Here is a 20,737-nt window from a genome sequence, read left to right as displayed (position 1 = left end):
CCCCCCCCCCCCCCCCCTTTCCACAAAAAAAACCCCCCCCCCCAGATTACTACGCGTCTCGTGGGCTCGGAGATGTGTATAAGAGACAGCCAGTCGGACGGCGCACGCCTTGAACTCGGGCATGCGGCTCGTGGGGTCGAGGGCGGGGTTGGTCAGGACGTTGGCGCGGGCGTCGCCGCCGTTCGTGGTGCCGCCCCAGTGGAACGGCAGGAAGACGACGTCGGGACGCATGTCCTCGTCGACCCGCACCGTCGCCCGGGTCCGACCACGTCGGCTCACCACGTCGGCGACATCACCGTCCGAAAGTCCGTGTGTCGCAGCGGTGTCCGGGTGCACCTGGACGAACATGTCCCCAGCCGCGGCGGCGAGCTCCGGAACGAGCCGGGTCTGCGCGCCGGACTGGTAGTGCTGCAGGAGCCGCCCGGTCGTCGCGACGAGCGGGTAGTCCGCGTCGTCCGCCTCGCTGGGGCTCCCGGCGGCGACGGGGACGAGGCGGGCGCGTCCGTCCGGGGTGGCGAACCGGTCGAGGAAGAGGCGGGGTGTCCCCTCGGGACGCTCGGTCGGGCACGGCCAGTGGAGGGACTCGCCGGCGTCGAGCCGCTCCCACGTCACCGCGGAGTAGTCGGCGACGCCACCGGCGGAGGCGCGCCGCAGCTCCTCGAAGACCTCGCGCGGGTCGGTCGAGAACGGCACCGGTGCGCCGAGGCGCCGGGCCAGCTCGGACCACACCCACAGCTCGCTGCGGCAGCCCTCGGGTGGGTCGATCGCCTTGCGCCGCCGAAGGATCCGTCCCTCGAGGTTGGTCAGGGTGCCCTCCTCCTCCGCCCACTGGAGCACCGGCAGGACGACGTCGGCGAGGGCGGCGGTCTCGGACAGGACGAAGTCGCACACGACGAGCAGGTCGAGGCCGCGCAACCGCTCCGTGACGCGCGCCGCGTCCGGGGCCGACACGACGGGGTTGGAGCCGTGGACGAGGAGCGTGCGCGGGCCGTCGGTGGAGCCGAGCGCGTCGAGCAGCTCGAAGGCGCTGCGGCCCGGCCCCGGAAGCGAGTCGGGGTCGACGCCCCAGACGGCGGCGACGTGGGCTCGCGCGGCGGGGTCGTCGATCTTGCGGTAGCCCGGCAGCTGGTCGGCCTTCTGGCCGTGCTCACGCCCACCCTGGCCGTTGCCCTGGCCGGTGATCGTGCCGAAGCCGGTGCCGGGGTTGCCCGGCAGCCCGAGGACGAGGGCGAGGGCGATGAACGCGGTGACGGTGTCGGTACCGGTCGCGTGCTGCTCCCCACCGCGGGCGCTCAGCACGTACGCGCCGCGCTCGGTGTCCCGGGCCCGCGCCAGCGTGCGCACGACCGCCCGCATCGACGCCGCCGCGACGCCGGTGACGCGCTCGGTCCGTTCGGGCAGCCACTGGGACGCCACCGTCCACAGGTCGTCGAAGCCCGTGGTGCGGGAGGCGATGTAGTCGCGGTCCGCGTAGCCCTCGGTGACCGCGAGGTGGATCATCCCGAGGGCCAGCGCGGCGTCGGTCCCCGGGCGCAGCTGCAGGTGCAGACCGCCGCCGTCGAGCGCCTTGGCGGCCGTCGGCGTCAGGCGCGGGTCGGCGACCATGAGGCCGCCGTGGTCGGCCGCCCGTACCAGGTGGGTCAGGAAGGGCGGCATCGTCTCCGCCGGGTTGGCGCCGAGCAGCAGGACGGCGTGGGCCGACCCGATGTCGGTGACCGGGAAGGGCAGCCCGCGGTCCAGCCCGAAGCACCGGATGCCCGCGGCCGCGGCCGAGCTCATGCACCACCGGCCGTTGTAGTCGACCTGCGACGTGCCCAGGCCCACCCGGGCGAACCGCCCCAGCTGGTAGGCCTTCTCGTTCGTCAGCCCGCCACCGCCGAAGAGGGCGACGGCGTCACGGCCGTGCGCCGCCTGGGTGGCGGCGATGCCGCGGGCGACGACGTCGAGCGCTGCGTCCCACGTCGTCTCGACGAGCTCCCCACCGCGACGCACGAGCGGAGCGGTCAGCCGCGCAGGCGTCCGCAGCAGCTCGGCGCTCGTCCAGCCCTTCTGGCACAGGCCTCCCCGGTTCGTCGGGAAGCGCCGCGGCGTCACGGCCAGGTCGGCGGCCGATGACCCCGAGAGGGTCATGGCGCACTGGAGCCCGCAGTAGGCGCAGTGCGTCTCCGTCCGGCGCTCTGTGGCGTCCCGGCCGGTGGCCCCGTGGCCGACGCGCGAGGTGGGGGTCGCGAGGCTCGTCATCGGCGGTAGCGCACCTTCGTCACGACGGCAGCCACGACGTAGAAGACGGTGAAGACGACGAACGCGGCGGTGGCCGAGTGGGCCGGCCCGACGTAGGAGGCCCGCAGGCCGAGGTTGATGAGCACTCCACCGAGCGCACCGATCGCGCCGGCGATGCCGATGAGCGCGCCCGACATCGAGCGCGACCACGCGGCCCGCTCGACGGCGTTGCCGACGAGGGCCAGCGACTTGCGCTCGAAGATCGACGGGATCATCTTGTACACCGAGCCGTTGCCGACGCCCGACAGGACGAACAGGGCGATGAACCCGCCGATGATCCCGGCCAGCTGGACGGCCGTCGCGGCCCCCGGCGTCACGTCGTCGGCCCGCGCGGCCAGCGTCACCGCCAGGCCCGCCACGGCCATGAGCACGAACGTCACGAAGGTGACCGGGCCGCCGCCGCGTCGGTCGGCGAGACGCCCGCCCCACACCCGGGTCAGGGAGCCGAGCAGCGGGCCGATGAACGCGATCTGCGCGGCGTGGAGGCTCGCGGCCGCGGTCTGGGCCGGCGTCGGGGCTGCGCCGCCGGTGAGGCCGGCGAGGAAGGTCGCGTTGAGCACCTGGCCGAAGGCGAAGCTGAACCCGATGAACGAGCCGAAGGTGCCGATGTACAGCAGGGAGATGAGCCATGAGTCGGCGTGCCGGGCCAGGCCGCGCATCGCACGCCCGTTGGCGGTCTGGTGGTCGAGGTTGTCCATGAACAGCGCGGCGCCGGTGCTCGCGGCCACGAGCAGCACGAGGTAGACGGCGCAGACGACCTCCGGCCGCCGGTTGCCCAGGGTGGCGATGACGAGCAGGCCGACGAGCTGCACCGCGGGGACGCCGATGTTGCCGCCGCCGGCGTTGAGCCCGAGGGCCCAGCCCTTCATCCGCTGCGGGTAGAAGGCGTTGATGTTCGTCATCGACGACGCGAAGTTGCCGCCGCCGAGGCCGGCGAGGCCTGCGACGACGAGGAAGGTCGTCAGCGAGTGCCCGGGGTTGGCCATGAGCCACCACGTGAGCCCGGCAGGGACGAGGAGCGCGATGCCGCTGAAGACGGCCCAGTTGCGGCCGCCGAAGAGGGCGGTCGCCATCGTGTAGGGCACCCGCAGGACCGCGCCGACGAGCGTCGGGACGGCGACGAGGTAGAACTTGTCGGCCGCGGTGAAGCCGTACACGGCCTGCGGCATGAACAGGACCATGACCGACCAGATCGACCAGACCGAGAAGCCGATGTGCTCGGTGAGGACCGACCACACGAGGTTGCGCCGCGCGACGGCCTTGTTGCCGGCCTCCCACGCGACGGTGTCCTCCGGGTCCCAGCCGGTGATGAGGCGTCGCTTGGGCGTGGTGAGCGCACGCAGGCGGCTCAGCCCGGACGCGTCCGGCGCGGTCTGCGCGGGTGCTGTGGTCGGTACGGGGGTGGGAGCCGGCTGCCCCACCGCGGTGGGGGCGTTGTCGATGCTCACGGGGCGTCCTCCTTGGAGGTTCGGACGAGGTGACGGGGGTGCGCTGCGGTGCGTGCTCGCCACGCTAGGAACCGCGTGTTGCACGCGCTCCGGACGCGTGTGACGCGGCCGTAACGCCTTTCTCACGCCGCCGCCGTGACGCGGTGAGGTCGAGCGGGCCCGGTCCCGTCGGTGGGCTCACGGCCGCCTCAGCCCCGCGTGAGGCGGGGGCGAGAGGTCGATGCGACGCGGTCGGAGGCGGGTCCGGCGCGCCGCCCGCCCGCGCGTAGGCTCGGCGCATGAGCTCGACGGCCTCGGCGCACGCGCCGCTCAACACGCTGTCGGTCGGCACCGCCGGGCCGCGGATCGCCTTCCTGCACGGCCTGTTCGGTCAGGGCCGCAACTGGAACCAGATCGCCAAGGCCGTCACCGGCCCCGAGGGCACCGACGCCCGTTGCCTCCTCGTCGACCTGCCCGACCACGGTCGCTCACCGTGGTCGGAGGCGTTCTCGCTCGAGGGGTACGCCGACGCCGTCGCCGCGACACTGCGCTCCGTCGCGCCGGGGGAGACGTGGACCGTCGTCGGTCACTCCCTCGGCGGCAAGACCGCGATGGTGCTCGCGCTGCGCCACCCCGAGCTCGTCGGGCGGCTCGTCGTCGTCGACATCGCACCTAGGGACTACGGCTCGCTCGAGCGGTTCGCCGGCTACATCCGAGAGATGCAGGGCCTGCCCCTCGACACGCTCGCGAACCGGGCGGACGCCGAGGCCCGGTTCGACGAGCCGGACGCCGGCGTCAAGGCCTTCCTCCTGCAGAACCTGCGCCGGCACGGGGACGCGTGGCGCTGGCAGGTCAACCTCGACCTCGTCGCGGCCGACGCCGACCTCGGGCCCGGGTCGCGCATCGCCGGCTGGCCCGAGGACGTCGACGCGCTGCCGGCCTTCGAGGGGCCGGTGCTGTGGATCGCGGGCGGCGAGTCGCGCTACGTCCGGCGCGAGGACGGCGCCCACATGCGGCGGCTGTTCCCGCGCACGCGCCTGTTCACCATCAAGGGCGCGGGGCACTGGGTGCACACCGACGCGCCCGATGTCGTCATCGCCGCGCTGCGCCGGTTCCTCCACGCCCCGGCCTGACCCCGAGGACCACGGCGGGGTGTCGGCCCGGTCAGAGGAGTCGGCGGCCCATGGCCCAGGCGGTCAGCTCGTGGCGCGAGGACAGCTGCAGCTTGCGCAGCACCGACGACACGTGCGTCTCGACGGTCTTGACGGAGATGAACAGCTCCTTCGCGACCTCCTTGTACTGGTAGCCGCGGGCGATGAGCCGCATGACCTCGCGCTCGCGGGCCGAGAGCCGGTCGAGTTCCTCGTCGATCTCGGCCACCTCCCCGGCGGCCGCGCCGAAGGCGTCGAGGACGAACCCGGCCAGCCGCGGGCTGAACACGGCATCACCTTCGGCCACCCGCCCGATCGCCGTGAGCAGCTCCTCGGCGCTGATCGTCTTCGTGACGTAGCCCCGGGCGCCGGCACGGATGACGGCGATGACGTCCTCGGCGGCGTCGGAGACCGACAGGGCGAGGAACCGCACCGGCACGTCAGGGGCCGCCTGCACCCCCGCGCACGCCCGGATGACGTCGGCGCCGCCGTGCCCGTCGCCGCCGGGCAGGTGGACGTCGAGCAGGACGACGTCGGGCTTCTCGCGGGTGATGACGTCGGTCGCCGACTCGACGGCTCCGGCCTCTCCGAGGATCTCCAGCCGCAAGGGCGCGCGAGCGGCGAGCGTCGTCAGCTCGGACCGCACGCCGGTGCGGAACATGTGGTGGTCGTCGACGATGACGATGCGGATCGTGCGCCCACCGGTCGCGTCGGTCGGGTCCGTCATGGGTGCTGCTCCTGGGTCTTCGGGCTGGGCTCGGGATCGGGGGTCGCGGCCGGTGCCGACGCCGGGGCCGGCACCGCGGCGGGCGTCGTGACGGGCGTCGTGACGGGCGTCGTGGCGGGAGTCGTGACCGGCAGGCGCAGCTCGATCTCCGTGCCGTCGGCGCGGCGCCGGATGCGGGCCGACCCGCCGTGGCGCTCCATGCGCCCGATGATCGACTCCCGGACCCCGGCCCGGTCGTCCGGCACGTCGTCGAGCTCGAACCCGGCGCCGTGGTCGCGGACGAACGCCTCGACGGCGGCGGGCCCGACCTCGACGTAGGCGCTGACCGGGGGCTCGGCGTGCCGCACGGCGTTCCAGGCGGCCTCGCGCACAGCCTTGACGAGGGCCTCGAGGTGCTCGTCCATCGGCCGGTCGCCGGTGACGACGAGCTCGACCGGGACGCCGTGGAGGTCCTCGACCTCGCCGAGGGCAGCGGTCAGCGCGGCGCCGAGGCTGCCGGCGCGCGCGTCCTCGTCGTAGAGATAGCTGCGCAGCTGGCGCTCCTGCGCCCGGGCGAGGCGGGCCACCGTGGCGGAGTCCCCGGCCTGCCGCTGGATGAGGGCGAGCGTCTGGAGCACGGAGTCGTGCAGGTGGGCGGCGATGTCGGCGCGCTCGGTCGCCCGGATGCGCGCGGCCTGCTCGAGGCGCAGGTTGCTCCAGAGGCGCAGCACCCACGGGGCCGACAGCACGGCGACGCCGACGAGGGCAGCGAGCACGGCGCCGGCCACCTGCCACAGCTCCGCGAGGTTGGTGCCCCGGGCGAGGAGGGCGACGAGACCGAGGACCGTCAGGGTCAGGCCGATGACGAGCCAGATCCAGCGGACCGGTCGCCGCGCGCCCAGGACGTCGGTCTCGTCGAGCTGGGACCAGAAGAAGATCGCACCGATGCCGATGGCGACCACGGGCAGGACGACCTCGGCGTGCACGTCGAACCCGGCGCTGCCGAGCCACAGCGCGCCGGCGACGGCGAGCGCCGCGACGCCGAGGACCGCGATGACGACGGCCTGGTTGCCGCTGCGCAGCCAGGTGCGCAGGGAGGCGAGGTCGAGCGGGAACGCGCTCGGGCTGCCCGCCGGTGCCGTCGACCCGACGGTCGCCGCGGCAGGCGCACCGCCGGCCTGCCCGCCGCCGGGGACCTCGGTCGGGGGTGGTGGCGTCGGCGCGGGCGTGGGACCGGCGACAGGTGCTGCGGGGGAGCCCGGTGCAGCGGGGGCGGGCGCCGACGCGGGTGGCACGAGGCCGGTGGCCGGGCCGGTGACCGCGACGGGCGGCAGGTCGTCGCGCCCCTGGCGCATCGTCGCCCAGAGGAAGACGTAGACCGCCAGGCCGGCGCCGAAGGGGATGCTCGTCACGACGAGCGCGATCCGCACGGGCACCACCGGGATGCCGAGGTGCGCCGCGAGCCCCGCCGCAACTCCGGCGACGACGCGCCCCTGCCGGCGACGCTCGAGCGGTGGCCGGGGACGGGTGCGCCACGACGGCACCGCCACGGCGACCGGCACGGCTACCGGCGCGGCGGCGGGCGCGGGGACGGCCGGCGTCGACGTGGCGCCCTCGACGGCGGACGCCGGAGATGCGGCCGCCTGCACGTCTGCGGGGTCGTCGGCGGTCGTCACCGGTGCCCCCCTCTCGTCTGCCGTCTGCACCGTCCCATCCTGACCCACCCGCGGGGGTACGGGCGACCACCGTGGCGCCCTTTGGGGGTCGCGTCAGGGTCGGTTCAGGGTCGACCCTCATGGCTGCGCGACGGGCGGGCCGGGACTCTGGTGCCATGACGAAGAGCAAGAGCGCCCCGACGCAGGGGCACGGCCTGGACGGGTTCTACGAGGCGTTGCGCCGGCCCGGCATCACGCGGGTCGCCGGCGGCCGCTGGTTCGCCGGGGTGTCGACGGGCCTGGCCCGCTGGCTGGGCGTCGACCCGCTGGTCGTGCGCGCCGGCTTCATCCTCCTGTCGATCTTCTTCGGCATGGGCGTCGCCGTGTACCTCGCACTGTGGCTCGTCATGCCGGACGAGCGCGGCGAGATCCACGTCGAGCGCGCGCTCAAGCACGGCGAGGGCGGTTCGATCTTCCTGCTCGTCGTCACGGTGCTCTCGCTGCTCGGCGGCGGCCCGTGGTGGGGCGGCGACATGCACGGTGTCCGCGTCGGCGGTTTCGTCCTGCTCGTCGTTGCGGCCTGGTGGTTCTTCACCCGCACGGACCAGGGCCGCCGGCTCGTCGGCTGGCCGTGGACCGGACCGGGTTCGGCCGCCTCGAGCCCCGGGATGACAGGGGATGCGGGTGCCCCGCCCGCGACCTCGGTGACCTCGGCGACCGCCGCGCCCACGTCGGGCCCCTCCACGGGCAACGCCGCAGCCAACGCCGGTGCCGCCATGGCCGGCGTGCCGGTCCCGGCCCCGCTGCGCCCGGCACCCGTGGTCCGCGCCCCGCGCCAGCGGACGCGCACCATCGGTTTCGCGCCGGGGCTGCTCGTGCTCGGTGCTGCGGTGGTCGCCGGAGCGCTCGTCGCCGAGCTGGCCCGCAGCTCGAGCTGGATGGGCAACTCGCTCGCCGTCGGCATCGCGACCGGCGTCGGGGTCCTGGGACTGGGCATCGTCGCGGCCGGGCTGGCCGGACGCCGTGCGGGAGCCCTCGCGTTCTTCACCGTCCTCGGCGTCCTCGCTGCGCTGTTCACGACGGCGGCCCCGAAGGGCCTGACGCAGCCGTGGCAGGTCGGTGAGGAGTCGCACGTGGTGTCGGTGACCGGCGACCACGACTTCCAGCTGGGGATGGGCGAGATGCGCGTCGACCTCACGGGCCTGACGCCGGCACGCCTCGAGGGCCGGACGAACCCGGTGCCGGTCTCGGCGACCGTGGGCATGGGCCAGATCGACCTCGTCGTGCCACCCGGTGTCGCGGTCCAGATCCACGCCAAGGCGCGAGCCGGCGCGCTCACCGCGGTCGACTCCAACGAGGGCGACGTCGCGATCAACACCAACGACTCCCGCAACGACCGGGGACCGTCGATGGCGATGCGCAGCCGCAACGGCGTCAGCGTCGACGAGACGGTGACGTACGGGCCGGCGGGAGCCCCGCAGGTCGTCGTCGACACCGAGGTCGGTCTCGGCGAGATCAGGGTCAGGACCGGGTCATGACCGACCGGCAGAACCGCCGCGACCCCGACCCGGACGACCCGTCCGGCAGGACCCCCGCACCCGACCACCCCGCGACCCGTGACGACCTGGAGACGACGATGACCACGCAGCACCCCGACGACCCGAGCACCGACCGCCCGGATCCGACGCTGTCGAGCCGGCTCGGCTGGCCCGACGCCACGAGCCCAATGCCGCAGCGGGCGGCGGACGACACGACCGCCCTGCCGCAGGCCGGCACCACCGCCCTGCCGCAGGCCGACACGACCGCCCTGCCGCAGGCCGACACGACCGCCCTGCCGCAGGACGACACGACACCCCGGCCGCAGGCGAGCCGCTCGGGCGGTCCGGCCGAACCGGCGGCGGCCTCCGGGTCGCCGTTCCGGGTCGAGCCGAGCGCACCGGTGCCCGACGACGCCGTCCGCGGCGACGGGCCGGACCTCTCCCAGCTGCCCCCGCCGGCCTGGGCACCGGCGGGCGAGCCGGTCGACCAGGGCTACGAAGGGCCCCTGGGCCCCGGCGTCACGGTCCGCCGCGGCCCACGGCCCGGCACCGTCATGTTCGGCCTGCTCGCGATCATCGTCGCCGGCTACGTCCTCGTCGCCAACCTCACCGACGCCGACCTCAGCCTGCGCCTCGTCGGGCCGCCGCTCATCGGTGCCTTCGGCGGCATGCTCCTGCTCGTCGGGCTCGCCGGCGTCGTCGCGGGTCGCCTTCGCCGCTAGTCGCCACGACCGCCCGTCCGGCCCACCACGGCGGTGGTGCGTGGTTAGGCTGCCCACGGGTGCGGCTCCTCGTCCCGGCGAGGGCCGCGCCCGACCGCAGACCCGACGCGGCACCGACCGCAGCAGCTTCTGGAGGCACGACGTGGCAGTGAAGTCCGGCATCGACCTCGGCGCGCTCGACCGCGCCACGCGTCCCCAGGACGACGTCTTCCGGTTCGTCAACGGCACGTGGCTCGACACGACGGACATCCCCGGCGACAAGGCGCGGTTCGGCACGTTCGACGTGCTGCGCGAGCAGTCCACCGCGCGCGTGCACGCCCTCATCGAGGAGGCGGCGGCCGACACGTCGAGCGAGCCCGGCACGCCCAGGCGCCAGGTGGGCGATCTCTTCGCCAGCTTCATGGACACGGCGCGCGTGGAGGAGCTGGGCCTCGCCCCGCTCGAGGCCGCGCTGTCGGAGGTGGCCACGGTCGACGGCCCGGAGTCGCTCGCGGCTGCACTCGGACGGCTCGTCCGGATCGGCGTCGACGGCGTCATCGGCTACTGGGTGGCGCCCGACCAGCGCTCGCCCGAGGAGTACGTCGTCTACCTGCAGCAGGGCGGGCTGGGGCTTCCCGACGAGTCGTTCTACCGCGAGGAGAAGTACGCCGAGATCCGGGCAGCCTACGTGGCGCACGTCGGGCGCCTCCTGCGTCTGGCCGGCATCCCCGACGCCGAGGGCAAGGCGACGCGGATCATGGCGCTCGAGACGCGGCTGGCGGCCGCGCATTGGGACAACGTCGCGAGCCGCGACGCCCTCAAGACCTACAACGCGCGTACGCTGCAGGAGCTGAAAGCCCTTGCGCCACAGTATGCGTGGGATGCCTGGCTGGAGGGGCTGAGCGCGCCCGAGGGCTCCTTCGCCAAGGTGGTCGTGCGTCAGCCGAGCTTCCTCGAGGGCCTCGACGCCGTCCTCGGCGACACCGACGCCACCGACTGGCAGGCGTGGCTGACGTGGCACGTCCTCACCCAGCTGGCCCCACTGCTCCCGGAGGCCTTCGTCGAGGAGGACTTCGACTTCTTCGGCCGGACGCTCTCCGGCCAGCCGGAGAACCGGGAGCGGTGGAAGCGCGGCGTGTCCGTCGTCGAGGACAACATCGGCGAGGCCGTCGGGCAGCTGTACGCCGAGCGCTGGTTCCCGCCGGAGGCCAAGGAGCGCATGCAGCAGCTCGTCGGCAACCTCGTCGAGGCGTTCCGCCGGTCCTTCGTTTCGCTCGAGTGGATGGGCCCGGAGACCCGGGCCGAGGCCGTGGCCAAGCTCGAGGCCTTCACCCCGAAGATCGGCTACCCCGACTCGTGGCGCGACTACTCCTCCATCGCCATCGACTCCGGCGACCTGATCGGGAACGTCTCTCGGGCAACGGAGTTCGAGGTCGACCGTAACCTCGCCAAGATCGGCAACCCGGTCGACCGCGGCGAGTGGTTCATGCTGCCGCAGACCGTCAACGCGTACTACATGCCCTCGATGAACGAGATCGTGTTCCCGGCCGCCATCCTCCAGCCGCCGTTCTTCGACCTGGAGGCCGACGACGCCGTCAACTACGGCGGCATCGGGGCCGTCATCGGCCACGAGATCGGGCACGGCTTCGACGACCAGGGCTCGCGCTACGACGGCACCGGGGCCCTGCGCGACTGGTGGACCGAGGCGGACCGCGAGCGGTTCGACGCCCTCTCCCAGCGGCTCATCGAGCAGTTCAGCACGTACACGCCGGCCGGCCTCGGGGACGAGCACAAGGTCAACGGCGCCCTCACCGTGGGGGAGAACATCGGCGATCTCGGCGGCTTGCAGATCGGCTACGCGGCCTACCGGATCGCGACCGAGAAGTCGGGGATGCCCGAGGTCGAGGGCTTCACCGGCCCGCAGCGGTTCTTCATGGGCTGGGCGCAGGTCTGGCGCGGCAAGGCGCGCGAGGCCGAGGCGATCCGCCTGCTCGCGATCGACCCGCACTCACCGCAGGACGTGCGGGGCAACGCGGTGCGCAACGTCGACGAGTTCCACGAGGCGTTCGCGGTGAAGCCCGAGGACGCGATGTGGCGTCCGCCCGAGGAGCGGGTCCGGATCTTCTGAGCGGCTGGAGGACCACCGCGCGTCACGAGCCCGGCCGCGACCCGCGCGCCACGCGTCCGGCCGGACGGCTCAGAGCAGCTTCTTGAACCCGACGTGCGACTTCTCGAACCCGAGCCGCTCGTAGAAGCGGTGGGCGTCGAGGCGTGTCGCGTCCGAGGTGAGCTGGACGAGCGAGCAGCCGAGCCGGCGGGACTCCTCGAGCGCCCACTCGACCAGCTGTGTGCCGAGGCCGGACCCACGCTCGGACGACGCGACGCGCACGCCCTCGACGATGGTGCGGGTGGCGCCGCGGCGGGACAGGCCCGGCTGCACGGTGAGCTGGAGGGTGCCCACGACCCGTCCGTCGCGCTCGGCGACGACGAGGTGCTGGCCCGGGTCGGCGGTGACCCGCTCGAAGGCCGCCTCGTACGGCGCGAGGTCCTCCGGGCTCTCGCGGGAGGCGCCGAGGACGTCGTCGGCGAGCATGGCGACGATCGCCGGGACGTCGTCACGCCGCGCCGGCCGGATGACCGGTCCTGCTCCCTCTGGCGGTCGGGCGCTCACCGGGCGGGGGCCTCCGCGGCGGCCTTCAGCCGGGCCAGGCCCTTCTCGAAGTCGGGTCCGACGAGCTTCTCCATCGACCAGAAGCGGCTCATGAGCCGCATGACGGCGTTCTGCGGTCCCGTCATCGCCCACTCGACGGCGGTCGTGTCGCCGGACGGGGTCAGGCTGAGGTCCACGCGGTTCGTCGCCCGCATCGGTGCCGAGAAGACGAGGTCGACGCCGACGTGGTGCGGCGCGGACTCGACGATCTCCATCCGGCCCTGACCCGCCTTGCTGTTGCCGCGCCAGGCGTAGGTCGCGCCGACGCCCGACTGGGGGCCGGTGTAGGTGCGCTCGAGGTGCGGGTCGAGGCCCTCCCACGGGGACCACTTCTGCCACTCGTGCAGGTCGTTGACGAGGGCGTGGACGCGCGCGGGGGGAGCGGCGACGACGATGGAGCGGCTGATGTGGAACTCCTTGGGCATGGCGTGATCCTGCCATCCGGGCGCTGTCCGCGCTGCGGGACGGGAGCGGCCGGTCCCCGCCCGGGACCTAGGCTGGGCGGGATGTCCGCCTCGCCCGCCCCCAGCCCCGTCGCGCCCGCGGCGCCCTCCGCGGCGCGTGGTCCGGGCGCCACCGACGGGTCCGGTCCGGCGGACGTGCGGCTCGTCGTCGCCGACCTCGACGGCACCCTCCTCGACGGCGACGGCCGCCTTCCCGAGGGCACCACCGAGGTCATCCGGGCGCTGCGCGAGCGCGGCGTCGCCTTCGCGCCCGCGAGCGGGCGCCAGCACGCGACGATCGCGCGCCTGTTCGACGAGGTCCTCGACGGGCTCGACGTCATCGCCGAGAACGGCGCCTACGTCACCCGCGACGGCGTCGAGGTGGCGGCGCACACCCTCGACCCCGAGTGGGTGCGCTCGGTGCTGCGGTTCTGCCGCGACCTGTCCGCTCGGGGCGCCGACCTCGGCGTCGTGCTCTGCGGCAAGGAGTCGGCGTGGGTCGAGCGCACCGACGACGTGTTCCTCCGCGAGGCGGAGCGCTACTACGTCCGGCTCGCCACGACGGCCGACCTCACGGCCGTCCGCGACGGCGTCTTCAAGCTCGCGGTCCACGACTTCGGCGACCCGACGGCGTTCACCGCCCCCGCGCTCACCGACTTCTGCCACCCCCAGCCGGTCGTCGTCTCGGGTCGTCACTGGGTCGACGTCATGGGCTCCGGCGTCGACAAGGGACTGGCGGTCCGCGACCTGCAGGGCGCCCTGGGAGTGACGCCGGCGCAGACGATGGCCTTCGGTGACTACCTCAACGACGTCGAGATGCTCGATGCGGCCGAGCACTCGTACGCGATGGCCAACGCCCACCCCGGCGTCCTCGCGAGGGCCCGCCACCGCGCGCCCGCGAACACCGACGGCGGCGTCCTCGCGACGCTGCGGTCGGTGTTCGCGCTGTGAAGAGCCGGGCGGCTCGGCTCAGGCGGTCGGCGGGGCGACGTCCTGCTGTGCGGGCAGCTGGTCCTGGCGCACGATGCCGACCGGGCACGTCATCCCGTTGGGGCCGTGGTTGCAGTAGCCGCCGGGGTTCTTGTGCAGGTAGCCCTGGTGGTAGTCCTCGGCGAGGTAGAAGGGGCCGGCGTCCTCGGCGGAGCGGATCTCGGTCGTGATCCGGCCGTAGCCGTTGTCGTCGAGGACCTTCTGGAACGCCTCCCGCGTGGCCTCCGCCGCCAGCCGCTGTCCCTCGGTCGTCCAGTAGATGGCCGACCGGTAGGCAGTGCCGATGTCGTTGCCCTGCCGGTTGGGGGTCGTCGGGTCGTGGTTCTCCCAGAAGGCCTTGAGCAGCAGCTCGGGCGAGGCCTTCTCGGGGTCGTAGACGACGCGGACCGTCTCGGCGTGGCCGGTGAGGCCCGTGCACGTCTCCTCGTACGTCGGGTTCGGCGTGTAGCCGCCCATGTAGCCGACGGCGGTGCTGACGACGCCGTTCTGGCGCCAGAAGATGCGCTCGACGCCCCAGAAGCAGCCCATCGCGACGTAGAGCACCTCCGACCCCTCGGGCCAGGGTCCCTCGAGCGGCGTGCCGAGGACGACGTGCGTCGGGTTCACCTGGAACGGGCGCGTGTCACGACCGGTGAGGGCCTCCTCGCGCGCGGGCATCTGGGTCTTCCTGCCGAGTCCGAACACCATTCCAGCGTCACATCCTTCGTGTGGGGGGCATACGCTCCTGCAACGCCGGCGGAGGCCCCGGTATGCCGGCAGGCGGCCTCGCGGACGCCGGACGTGAGGCCGTCCCGGGCGCAAAGCCGCCGGGCGCGGACAAATCGGTGGCCCGGCCCCGACGCGCCCCGCCAGACTCGGGCTCGTGACCGAGGACCTGGCCATCAGACCGATCGACGTGCTCGACGCCGCCGAGGAGGCGGCCGCACGTGACTGGGTCGCCGTGCACGCCGCGGTCCAGCGCGACCTGTTCGGCGACCGCGGCAGCGCGTGGAGCCTCGAGGAGGTCCAGGGGTTCGTCCGGGGCTCGGACAAGAAGCGCGTCGCCAGGGCGGCCTGGCGGGACGGTGAGCTCGTGGGCGCCGTGGAGGTGCACCTGCCACTGCGCGACAACGTGCACGGTGCGATGCTCTGGCTCTCGGTGCTGCCGGCTGCCCGGGGCCGTGGGGTCGGCTCGGCACTCCTCGCCGAGGCCGAACGCATCGCGGCGGACCACGACCGCACGACCCTCCTCGTCGAGACCGAGTGGGCCGAGGGCGACACCGACCGCGCGGAGGCCTTCGCAACGGCGCGCGGTTATGTCGTCGCCCAGACGGTGCTGCGCAGCGAGCAGGCGCTGCCGGCCGACCGCGATGCGCTGATGGCGGTCCTGGCCCAGCCCGGCGCCGAGGGCTACACCCTCGAGTCGTACGTCGACGACATGCCGGACTCCTGGCTCGAGGACCGGGCGGTCCTGCAGCAGCGGATGAGCACCGACGCCCCCGCCGACGACCTCGACGTCGAGGAGGAGGACTGGGACGCCGAGCGGCTGCGGGCGAGCAACGCCCGCACCCGCGCGTCGGGCCGCCGCGTCGTAGAGACGGCCGCGCGCCACGTCCCCTCCGGCCGGCTGGTCGGGTTCACGACGGTCTCGGTGTCGAGGCACGAGCCCGACCTCGCCTACCAGCAGGACACGCTCGTGCTGCGGGAGCACCGCGGGCACGCGCTCGGCCTGCGGCTCAAGGCGGCCAACGCCGTGCTCCTCATGGACGAGCTGCCGGCGGTCACCGCGGTCCGCACGTGGAACGCCGCCTCCAACTACCACATGCTCGCCGTCAACCGGCGCCTCGGGTACCGCGTCGACGGCTACAGCCGGGAGTGGCAGAAGCAGACCGGTGTTCCCCGCTGACCCGGCTGCGGTGGGCCGGCGCGGGAGCGGGAATGTCCGGCCCCCGGAACGGGTTGTCGCCTGTCGGATGACCGACACCACCGATTATGTCGATCCAAACGCGGCGTTATAACGTTCGCCGTCGTCCCAGTCGCACCCCGAGACCCGAGGAAGTCCCCACCCATGCGCACGAGGTCCGCCCTCACCGTCCTGATCGTCACGTTCCTCGCCGCGGTTCTCGCCGCGTGCAGCTCCACCTCGGGCGGCGGCAGCGACCTGCAGTCCGTCAAGGACGCCAAGGTTCTCCGCGTCGGGACCGAGGGCACCTACTCCCCGTTCTCCTTCCACGACCCGAAGACGAATGCCCTGACCGGCTACGACGTCGAGGTCGCCAAGGCCGTCGCGGACAAGCTCGGCGTCAAGGTCGAGTACGTCGAGACGCCGTGGGACGCCATCTTCGCCGGCCTGGCCGCCAAGCGGTTCGACGTCGTCGTCAACCAGGTGACGAGGAACAAGGAGCGCGCCGGACTCTACGGCCTGTCCTCGACGTACACGTGGTCCGAGGGTGTCATCGCCACCCGCGCCGACGACTCCTCCATCACCTCTCTCGCCGGCCTCAAGGGCAAGAAGTCGGCCCAGAGCCTGACGAGCAACTGGGCACAGGTCGCCAAGGACGCCGGTGCCCAGGTGGAGTCGGTCGAGGGCTTCACCCAGGCGATCACGCTGCTCAAGCAGTCGCGCGTCGACGCCACGGTCAACGACAGCCTCGCGGTCCTGGACTACCAGAAGTCGACCGGCGACCACGGCGTCAAGATCGCCGCCAAGACCGGTGACGTGTCCGAGCAGGTCATCGCCGCCCGCAAGGACTCCGACCTCGTCGCGGCCATCGACAAGGCCCTGGCCGACCTCGAGGCCGACGGCACCCTGAAGAAGCTCTCCGAGAAGTACTTCGGCACCGACGTGTCGGTCAAGCCGGCCACCTCGGCCTCCTGACCCGGGGCCCGGTGAGGTCCGCGCCGTGAACGACCAGACCGTCCACCTCATCCTCGACTCGCTCGGGCCGCTGCTGCGGGCGACCGTCACCTCGACGGTTCCGCTGACGGTCGTCAGCTTCGGCCTCGGGCTCGTCGTGGCGCTCGCCGTGGCCCTCATGCGCCTGTCCAGGGTGCCGGTCGTGTCCGGCGCGGCGCGGGTCTTCGTCTCCCTCATCCGGGGTACGCCGCTGCTGCTGCAGCTGTTCATCATCTACTACGGCCTGCCGGCCCTCGGCGTCCGCTTCGACCCGTTCCCTGCGGCAGTGCTCGCCTTCACCCTCAACGTCGGCGGGTACGCGGCGGAGATCATCCGCTCGGCGATCCTCTCGATCCCCAAGGGCCAGTGGGAGGCCGCGTCGACGGTCGGGATGGGGTACGCGACCGCGCTGCGCCGCATCGTGCTGCCGCAGGCGGCCCGGACCGCCATCCCCCCGCTGTCCAACACGCTCATCTCCCTCGTCAAGGACACGTCGCTCGCCTCGACCATCCAGGTGACCGAGCTGCTGCGGGTCGCCCAGGAGGCCGCGGCCCCGACGTACCAGTTCTTCGCGCTGTACGGCGTCGCGGCCGTCTACTACTGGGTGGTCTGCCTGGCCCTGTCGTTCGGGCAGGCGCGCCTCGAGGAACGACAGAACAGGTACGTGGCAGCATGACCCGACAGCCCACCAGCCCCACCGCTCCCGACCCGACGCGTCCGCTCGTGTCCGTGAGGGGCCTCGCCAAGGCGTTCGGCGACCACGAGGTGCTGCGGTCGGTCGACTTCGAGGTGCCCGCCGGCACCGTCACCGTCGTCATCGGCCCCTCCGGCTCAGGCAAGACGACGCTGCTGCGCTCGCTCAACGCGCTCGACGTCGCCGACGCGGGGCTCGTGCGCATCGGCGACGTCGAGGTCGACTTCGCCCGGCGCCCGCTCGCCAAGCGTCGGGTGGCAGAGCTGCGGGCCCGCAGCGGCATGGTCTTCCAGGCCCACAACCTGTTCCCGCACCTGACCGTCCTGCAGAACGTCACCTCCGGACCGGTGCTCGTCCAACGGCAGGACCGGGCCGGGGCCGAGGCGGAGGCACGCGAGCTGCTCGGTCTCGTCGGGCTCGCCGAGAAGGCCGACGCCTACCCGTACCAGCTCTCGGGCGGCCAGCAGCAGCGGGTCGGCATCGCTCGCGCGCTCGCCATCCGCCCCCAACTGATGCTCTTCGACGAGCCCACGTCGGCCCTCGACCCGGAGCTCGTCGGCGAGGTGCTGTCCGTCATGAAGGACCTTGCGGCACAAGGGTGGACGATGGTCGTCGTGACCCACGAGATCCGGTTCGCGCAGCAGGTCGCCGACCAGGTGCTCTTCATGGACGGCGGCGTCGTCGTCGAGCGTGGAACTCCGGCAGAGGTGCTGACGCGTCCGTCGACCGACCGCGCCCGTCAGTTCCTGCACCGCATCCTCGACCCGATCGACTGAGGCCCCGGGGAGTGGCAGAGGGCGTGGCATAGGCTCGGCACCATGTCTGACGAGCACGGCTTCTCGACCCGCGCCATCCACGCCGGCCAGGAGGCCGACGCCTCCACCGGGGCGGTCATCACCCCGATCTACCAGGTGTCGACGTACAAGCAGGACGGCATCGGCGGCTTCCGGGGCGGGTACGAGTACAGCCGCTCGGCCAACCCGACGCGCACGGCCCTCGAGGAGTGCATCGCCGCCCTCGAGGGGGGCAGCCGCGGGTTCGCTTTCGCGTCCGGGCTCGCCGGCCAGGACACCGTCGTCCGGGCCCTCCTCGTGCCGGGCGACCACGTCGTCGTGCCGAACGACGCGTACGGCGGCACGTACCGCTACTTCAACAAGGTCGCCGGCCCGCAGGGCATCGAGCACTCGATCGCCGACATGAGCGATCTCGATGCGGTGCGCTCCGCCGTCCGTCCCGGGCGCACGAAGATGGTGTGGGTCGAGAGCCCGACCAACCCGCTGCTCGGCATCGCCGACATCGAGGCCGTGGCCGGGGTCGCCCACGAGGCCGGTGCCCTCCTCGTCGTCGACAACACCTTCGCGACCGCCTACCTGCAGAGCCCCATCGCGCTCGGCGCCGACATCGTCACGCACTCGACGACGAAGTACTCCGGCGGCCACAGCGACGTGGTCGGGGGCGCCGTCATCACCCGCGCCGACATCACGGTGCCCGGCATGACCGACGCCGAGGACCGGATCGCCTTCCACCAGAACAGCATCGGCGGCGTCGCCGGTCCCTTCGACTCGTGGCTGACGCTGCGCGGGCTCAAGACCCTCGCGGTCCGCATGGAGCGCCACTGCGACAACGCCGAGAGGGTCGTCGAGTTCCTCCAGGGCCATGACGGCGTCTCCCAGGTGCTCTACCCGGGTCTGGCCGGCCACGCCAACCACGAGGTCGCGGCCCGGCAGATGAAGCGCTTCGGCGGCATGGTCAGCTTCCGGATGCGCCGGGGCGAGGACGCCGCGGTCAAGGTGTGTGCGGCCGTGCGCCTGTGGACCCTGGGGGAGTCCCTCGGGGGCGTGGAGTCGCTCATCGAGCACCCGGGCCGGATGACCCACGCGAGCGTCGCCGGCACCGAGCTCGAGGTCCCGGACGACCTCATCCGCCTCTCGGTCGGCATCGAGGACGTCGACGACCTCATCGCCGACCTCCGCGAGGCGCTCGACATCCACGGCTGACCGGCGGGCGTGACCGTTCTCGCGGTCGACTTCGGGTCGACCTTCACCAAGGGCGCGCTGCTTGGCGACGACGGCGAGGTCGTCGCCACCGGTGCGACGCCGACGACGGGGACCCTCGGCCGCGGCGACGTGCTCGACGGCTACCGAGCCCTGCGTTCGATGCTCGACGTGCCCGACGACGCGTCGGTCCGCGCCTGCTCGAGCGCCGGGGGAGGCCTGCGGCTCGCCGTCGTCGGCTACGAGGCCACGGTCACCGCGCAGGCCGGCCGGCGGGTCGGGTTGTCGGCCGGTGCCAAGGTCGTCCACGTCGCCGCCGGCGCCCTGACGACCGATGCGGCCGCCGCCCTGCGCGCGTCCCGGCCCGACATCGTCCTGCTCGTCGGCGGCACCGACGGCGGCAACGCCGACGTGCTGCTGCACAACGCGGACCGGCTCGCCCGCCTTGCCATCGGGGGCCACGGGGCACATGCCACGCCCGTCGTCGTCGCCGGCAACGTCGAGGCCCGCGAGGACGCCATGGCCAGGCTCGCCGCCACCGACCGGCCGGCGGTGGCGGCCGACAACGTGCTGCCGCGGATCGGCGTCATCGCCCCGGAGTCCGCGCGGGCCGCGATCCGGCAGGCGTTCCTGCAGCACGTCATCGGCGGCAAGGGCCTGTCGCGCGACCCCGCGTTCGCGGCGATGGTGCAGGCCCCGACGCCCGACGCCGTGCTGCGTGGCGTCGAGGCGCTCGCCGGGCTCGGCGGTGGCGATGTGCTCGTCGTGGACGTCGGGGGCGCGACGACCGACGTCTACTCGTGCCTGACCCCGGAGGGGGAGGACGCGTCCCTGCGCAAGGACGTCGTGGCACCGCTGTGGCACGCCCGGACGGTCGAGGGCGACCTCGGGCTGCGATGGAACGCGCTGCACGTCGTCCGGGCCGCCGAGGAGGAGCACGTGCTCGACGGTGCCGGCCGTCCCTCCGCGGCCGACCTGCGGTCGTGGGCTGCCCGCGTCCACAGGCAGCCCGGGCTGCTGCCGACCGATGCCGAGGAGCGCGCGCTCGACCTGGAGCTGGCCCGCCTGGCCGCCCTCGTCGCGGTCCGGCGCCATGCACGTGCGGCCCAGCCGACCGAGTCGCCCCGGCCCCTCGCCAACGTCACGACCCTCGTCGGTTCCGGCGGGGTGCTGCGGCACGCCGACGCGTCGGGGCGCGAGCACGTCCTCGGTGCCGTGCTCAGGGACCACGCCGGCGGGTGGAAGGTGCCGCGCGAGGCCCGCGCCCACGTCGACGAGCGGTACCTGCTCTTCGCCGCGGGGCTGCTCGCCGCCGACGCCCCCGACCTTGCCCGCGCCGTCGCCGCCCAGGCCTGACCGCGAGACAGCCTGACCCCGAGCCTGACCCCGAGCCTGACCGCCCGACAGCCTGACCCCGCAACACACCGAGCAGCTGCCAACCCCGGTTGGAGTACCAAGGGCGACCTGGCAGCTGCTCGGTGTGTTGCGGGTGGAGCGGGCGGTGGAGGCGGGCGGTGGGGGCGCTGTCTCTTATACACATCTGACGCTGCCGACGACGGAGAGAGTGTGGAAC

At 73.4% G+C, this 20,737-nt stretch carries 18 protein-coding genes; 11 read left to right on the top strand and 7 right to left on the bottom strand.

The features are described 5' to 3' along the window. Nucleotides 1–2,241: molybdopterin oxidoreductase family protein (locus ACPYOM_RS13215; RefSeq protein ID WP_481346316.1), on the bottom strand; the 2,241-nt coding region annotated here is incomplete at its 3' end. Next, a complete protein-coding gene (locus ACPYOM_RS13210) occupies nt 2,238–3,728 on the bottom strand; it encodes an MFS transporter (RefSeq protein ID WP_481346315.1) in 1,491 nt (496 codons plus the stop codon). The genes ACPYOM_RS13215 and ACPYOM_RS13210, both read right to left, overlap by 4 nt. Nucleotides 3,729–4,006: 278 nt before the next feature. Here ACPYOM_RS13210 and ACPYOM_RS13205 point away from each other — a divergent pair, with 278 nt between their 5' ends. Continuing rightward, complete coding sequence (locus ACPYOM_RS13205; protein WP_481346314.1) at nt 4,007–4,840, top strand: alpha/beta fold hydrolase; 834 nt, start codon at nt 4,007–4,009, stop codon at nt 4,838–4,840. 31 nt (nt 4,841–4,871) lie between these two features. Here ACPYOM_RS13205 and ACPYOM_RS13200 read toward each other — a convergent pair whose 3' ends face one another. Both ACPYOM_RS13200 and ACPYOM_RS13195 read right to left on the bottom strand, forming a co-directional pair. After that, nucleotides 4,872–5,585 (bottom strand): LuxR C-terminal-related transcriptional regulator, encoded by a 714-nt coding sequence (locus tag ACPYOM_RS13200; protein ID WP_481346313.1) that lies wholly within the window; start codon nt 5,583–5,585, stop codon nt 4,872–4,874. After that, a complete protein-coding gene (locus ACPYOM_RS13195; RefSeq protein ID WP_481346312.1) occupies nt 5,582–7,270 on the bottom strand; it encodes a PspC domain-containing protein in 1,689 nt (562 codons plus the stop codon). The genes ACPYOM_RS13200 and ACPYOM_RS13195 overlap by 4 nt, the downstream gene beginning before the upstream one ends. A 125-nt stretch (nt 7,271–7,395) precedes the next feature. Between ACPYOM_RS13195 and ACPYOM_RS13190 the strand changes: the two genes are divergently transcribed. The 3 genes from ACPYOM_RS13190 to ACPYOM_RS13180 all read left to right on the top strand — a co-directional run bounded on the left by ACPYOM_RS13190 (nt 7,396) and on the right by ACPYOM_RS13180 (nt 11,586). Next, nucleotides 7,396–8,757 carry a PspC domain-containing protein gene (locus ACPYOM_RS13190; protein ID WP_481346311.1) on the top strand — a complete coding sequence of 454 codons (1,362 nt, stop codon included), beginning with the start codon at nt 7,396–7,398 and terminating at the stop codon, nt 8,755–8,757. After that, nucleotides 8,754–9,479 (top strand): hypothetical protein, encoded by a 726-nt coding sequence (locus ACPYOM_RS13185; protein ID WP_481346310.1) that lies wholly within the window; start codon nt 8,754–8,756, stop codon nt 9,477–9,479. The genes ACPYOM_RS13190 and ACPYOM_RS13185 overlap by 4 nt, the downstream gene beginning before the upstream one ends. A 142-nt stretch (nt 9,480–9,621) precedes the next feature. Continuing rightward, nucleotides 9,622–11,586 (top strand): M13 family metallopeptidase, encoded by a 1,965-nt coding sequence (locus ACPYOM_RS13180; protein ID WP_481346309.1) that lies wholly within the window; start codon nt 9,622–9,624, stop codon nt 11,584–11,586. 69 nt (nt 11,587–11,655) lie between these two features. On the opposite strand, the gene ACPYOM_RS13175 is transcribed toward ACPYOM_RS13180, so the two are convergent. Both ACPYOM_RS13175 and ACPYOM_RS13170 read right to left on the bottom strand, forming a co-directional pair. Beyond that, the gene (locus ACPYOM_RS13175; RefSeq protein WP_481346308.1) at nt 11,656–12,129 is read right to left on the bottom strand and encodes an N-acetyltransferase family protein; all 474 of its coding nucleotides are present in this window, start codon (nt 12,127–12,129) and stop codon (nt 11,656–11,658) included. Beyond that, nucleotides 12,126–12,593 (bottom strand): SRPBCC family protein, encoded by a 468-nt coding sequence (locus ACPYOM_RS13170; RefSeq protein ID WP_481346307.1) that lies wholly within the window; start codon nt 12,591–12,593, stop codon nt 12,126–12,128. The genes ACPYOM_RS13175 and ACPYOM_RS13170 overlap by 4 nt, the downstream gene beginning before the upstream one ends. Nucleotides 12,594–12,674: 81 nt before the next feature. On the opposite strand from ACPYOM_RS13170, the gene ACPYOM_RS13165 reads away from it, so the two are divergent. Beyond that, entirely contained in the window at nt 12,675–13,562 is an 888-nt protein-coding gene (locus ACPYOM_RS13165) for an HAD family hydrolase (protein ID WP_481346306.1), read from the top strand. Between the two features lie 18 nt (nt 13,563–13,580). Here ACPYOM_RS13165 and msrA read toward each other — a convergent pair whose 3' ends face one another. Then, on the bottom strand, nt 13,581–14,288 hold the full coding sequence (gene msrA, locus ACPYOM_RS13160; RefSeq protein WP_481346305.1) for a peptide-methionine (S)-S-oxide reductase MsrA: 708 nt from the start codon (nt 14,286–14,288) through the stop codon (nt 13,581–13,583). Between the two features lie 175 nt (nt 14,289–14,463). Between msrA and ACPYOM_RS13155 the strand changes: the two genes are divergently transcribed. The 6 genes from ACPYOM_RS13155 (at nt 14,464) to ACPYOM_RS13130 (ending at nt 20,520) form a co-directional block, all read left to right on the top strand. Further along, entirely contained in the window at nt 14,464–15,486 is a 1,023-nt protein-coding gene (locus tag ACPYOM_RS13155) for a GNAT family N-acetyltransferase (RefSeq protein ID WP_481346304.1), read from the top strand. A gap of 162 nt (nt 15,487–15,648) precedes the next feature. Further along, entirely contained in the window at nt 15,649–16,458 is an 810-nt protein-coding gene (locus ACPYOM_RS13150) for an amino acid ABC transporter substrate-binding protein (RefSeq protein ID WP_481346303.1), read from the top strand. A 25-nt stretch (nt 16,459–16,483) separates the two neighbouring features. After that, nucleotides 16,484–17,152, top strand: a complete 669-nt coding sequence (locus tag ACPYOM_RS13145) for an amino acid ABC transporter permease (RefSeq protein WP_481342499.1) — start codon at nt 16,484–16,486, stop codon at nt 17,150–17,152. Then, nucleotides 17,149–17,946: an amino acid ABC transporter ATP-binding protein gene (locus ACPYOM_RS13140; RefSeq protein ID WP_481346302.1), complete on the top strand. Its 798-nt coding sequence runs from the start codon at nt 17,149–17,151 to the stop codon at nt 17,944–17,946. The genes ACPYOM_RS13145 and ACPYOM_RS13140 overlap by 4 nt, the downstream gene beginning before the upstream one ends. Before the next feature lie 42 nt (nt 17,947–17,988). Beyond that, nucleotides 17,989–19,167, top strand: a complete 1,179-nt coding sequence (locus tag ACPYOM_RS13135; RefSeq protein ID WP_481346301.1) for a cystathionine gamma-synthase — start codon at nt 17,989–17,991, stop codon at nt 19,165–19,167. Between the two features lie 9 nt (nt 19,168–19,176). After that, nucleotides 19,177–20,520 (top strand): glutamate mutase L, encoded by a 1,344-nt coding sequence (locus ACPYOM_RS13130; RefSeq protein ID WP_481346300.1) that lies wholly within the window; start codon nt 19,177–19,179, stop codon nt 20,518–20,520. Nucleotides 20,521–20,737 lie beyond the last annotated feature (217 nt).

This window comes from Monashia sp. HAY1-2A (assembly GCF_056755315.1).
Note: the sequence above shows the minus strand (reverse complement) of the source record. Positions and strands in the feature narration are given on the sequence as shown.

Bases quoted from the DNA above. Each gene is read 5' to 3' on its own strand.
- ACPYOM_RS13205 (WP_481346314.1), top strand. From the start codon at position 4,007: ATGAGCTCGACGGCCTCGGCGCACGCGCCGCTCAACACGCTGTCGGTC.
- ACPYOM_RS13200 (WP_481346313.1), bottom strand. From the start codon at position 5,585: ATGACGGACCCGACCGACGCGACCGGTGGGCGCACGATCCGCATCGTC.
- ACPYOM_RS13190 (WP_481346311.1), top strand. From the start codon at position 7,396: ATGACGAAGAGCAAGAGCGCCCCGACGCAGGGGCACGGCCTGGACGGG.
- ACPYOM_RS13185 (WP_481346310.1), top strand. From the start codon at position 8,754: ATGACCGACCGGCAGAACCGCCGCGACCCCGACCCGGACGACCCGTCC.
- ACPYOM_RS13170 (WP_481346307.1), bottom strand. From the start codon at position 12,593: ATGCCCAAGGAGTTCCACATCAGCCGCTCCATCGTCGTCGCCGCTCCC.
- ACPYOM_RS13165 (WP_481346306.1), top strand. From the start codon at position 12,675: ATGTCCGCCTCGCCCGCCCCCAGCCCCGTCGCGCCCGCGGCGCCCTCC.
- msrA (WP_481346305.1), bottom strand. From the start codon at position 14,288: ATGGTGTTCGGACTCGGCAGGAAGACCCAGATGCCCGCGCGCGAGGAG.
- ACPYOM_RS13150 (WP_481346303.1), top strand. From the start codon at position 15,649: ATGCGCACGAGGTCCGCCCTCACCGTCCTGATCGTCACGTTCCTCGCC.
- ACPYOM_RS13140 (WP_481346302.1), top strand. From the start codon at position 17,149: ATGACCCGACAGCCCACCAGCCCCACCGCTCCCGACCCGACGCGTCCG.
- ACPYOM_RS13135 (WP_481346301.1), top strand. From the start codon at position 17,989: ATGTCTGACGAGCACGGCTTCTCGACCCGCGCCATCCACGCCGGCCAG.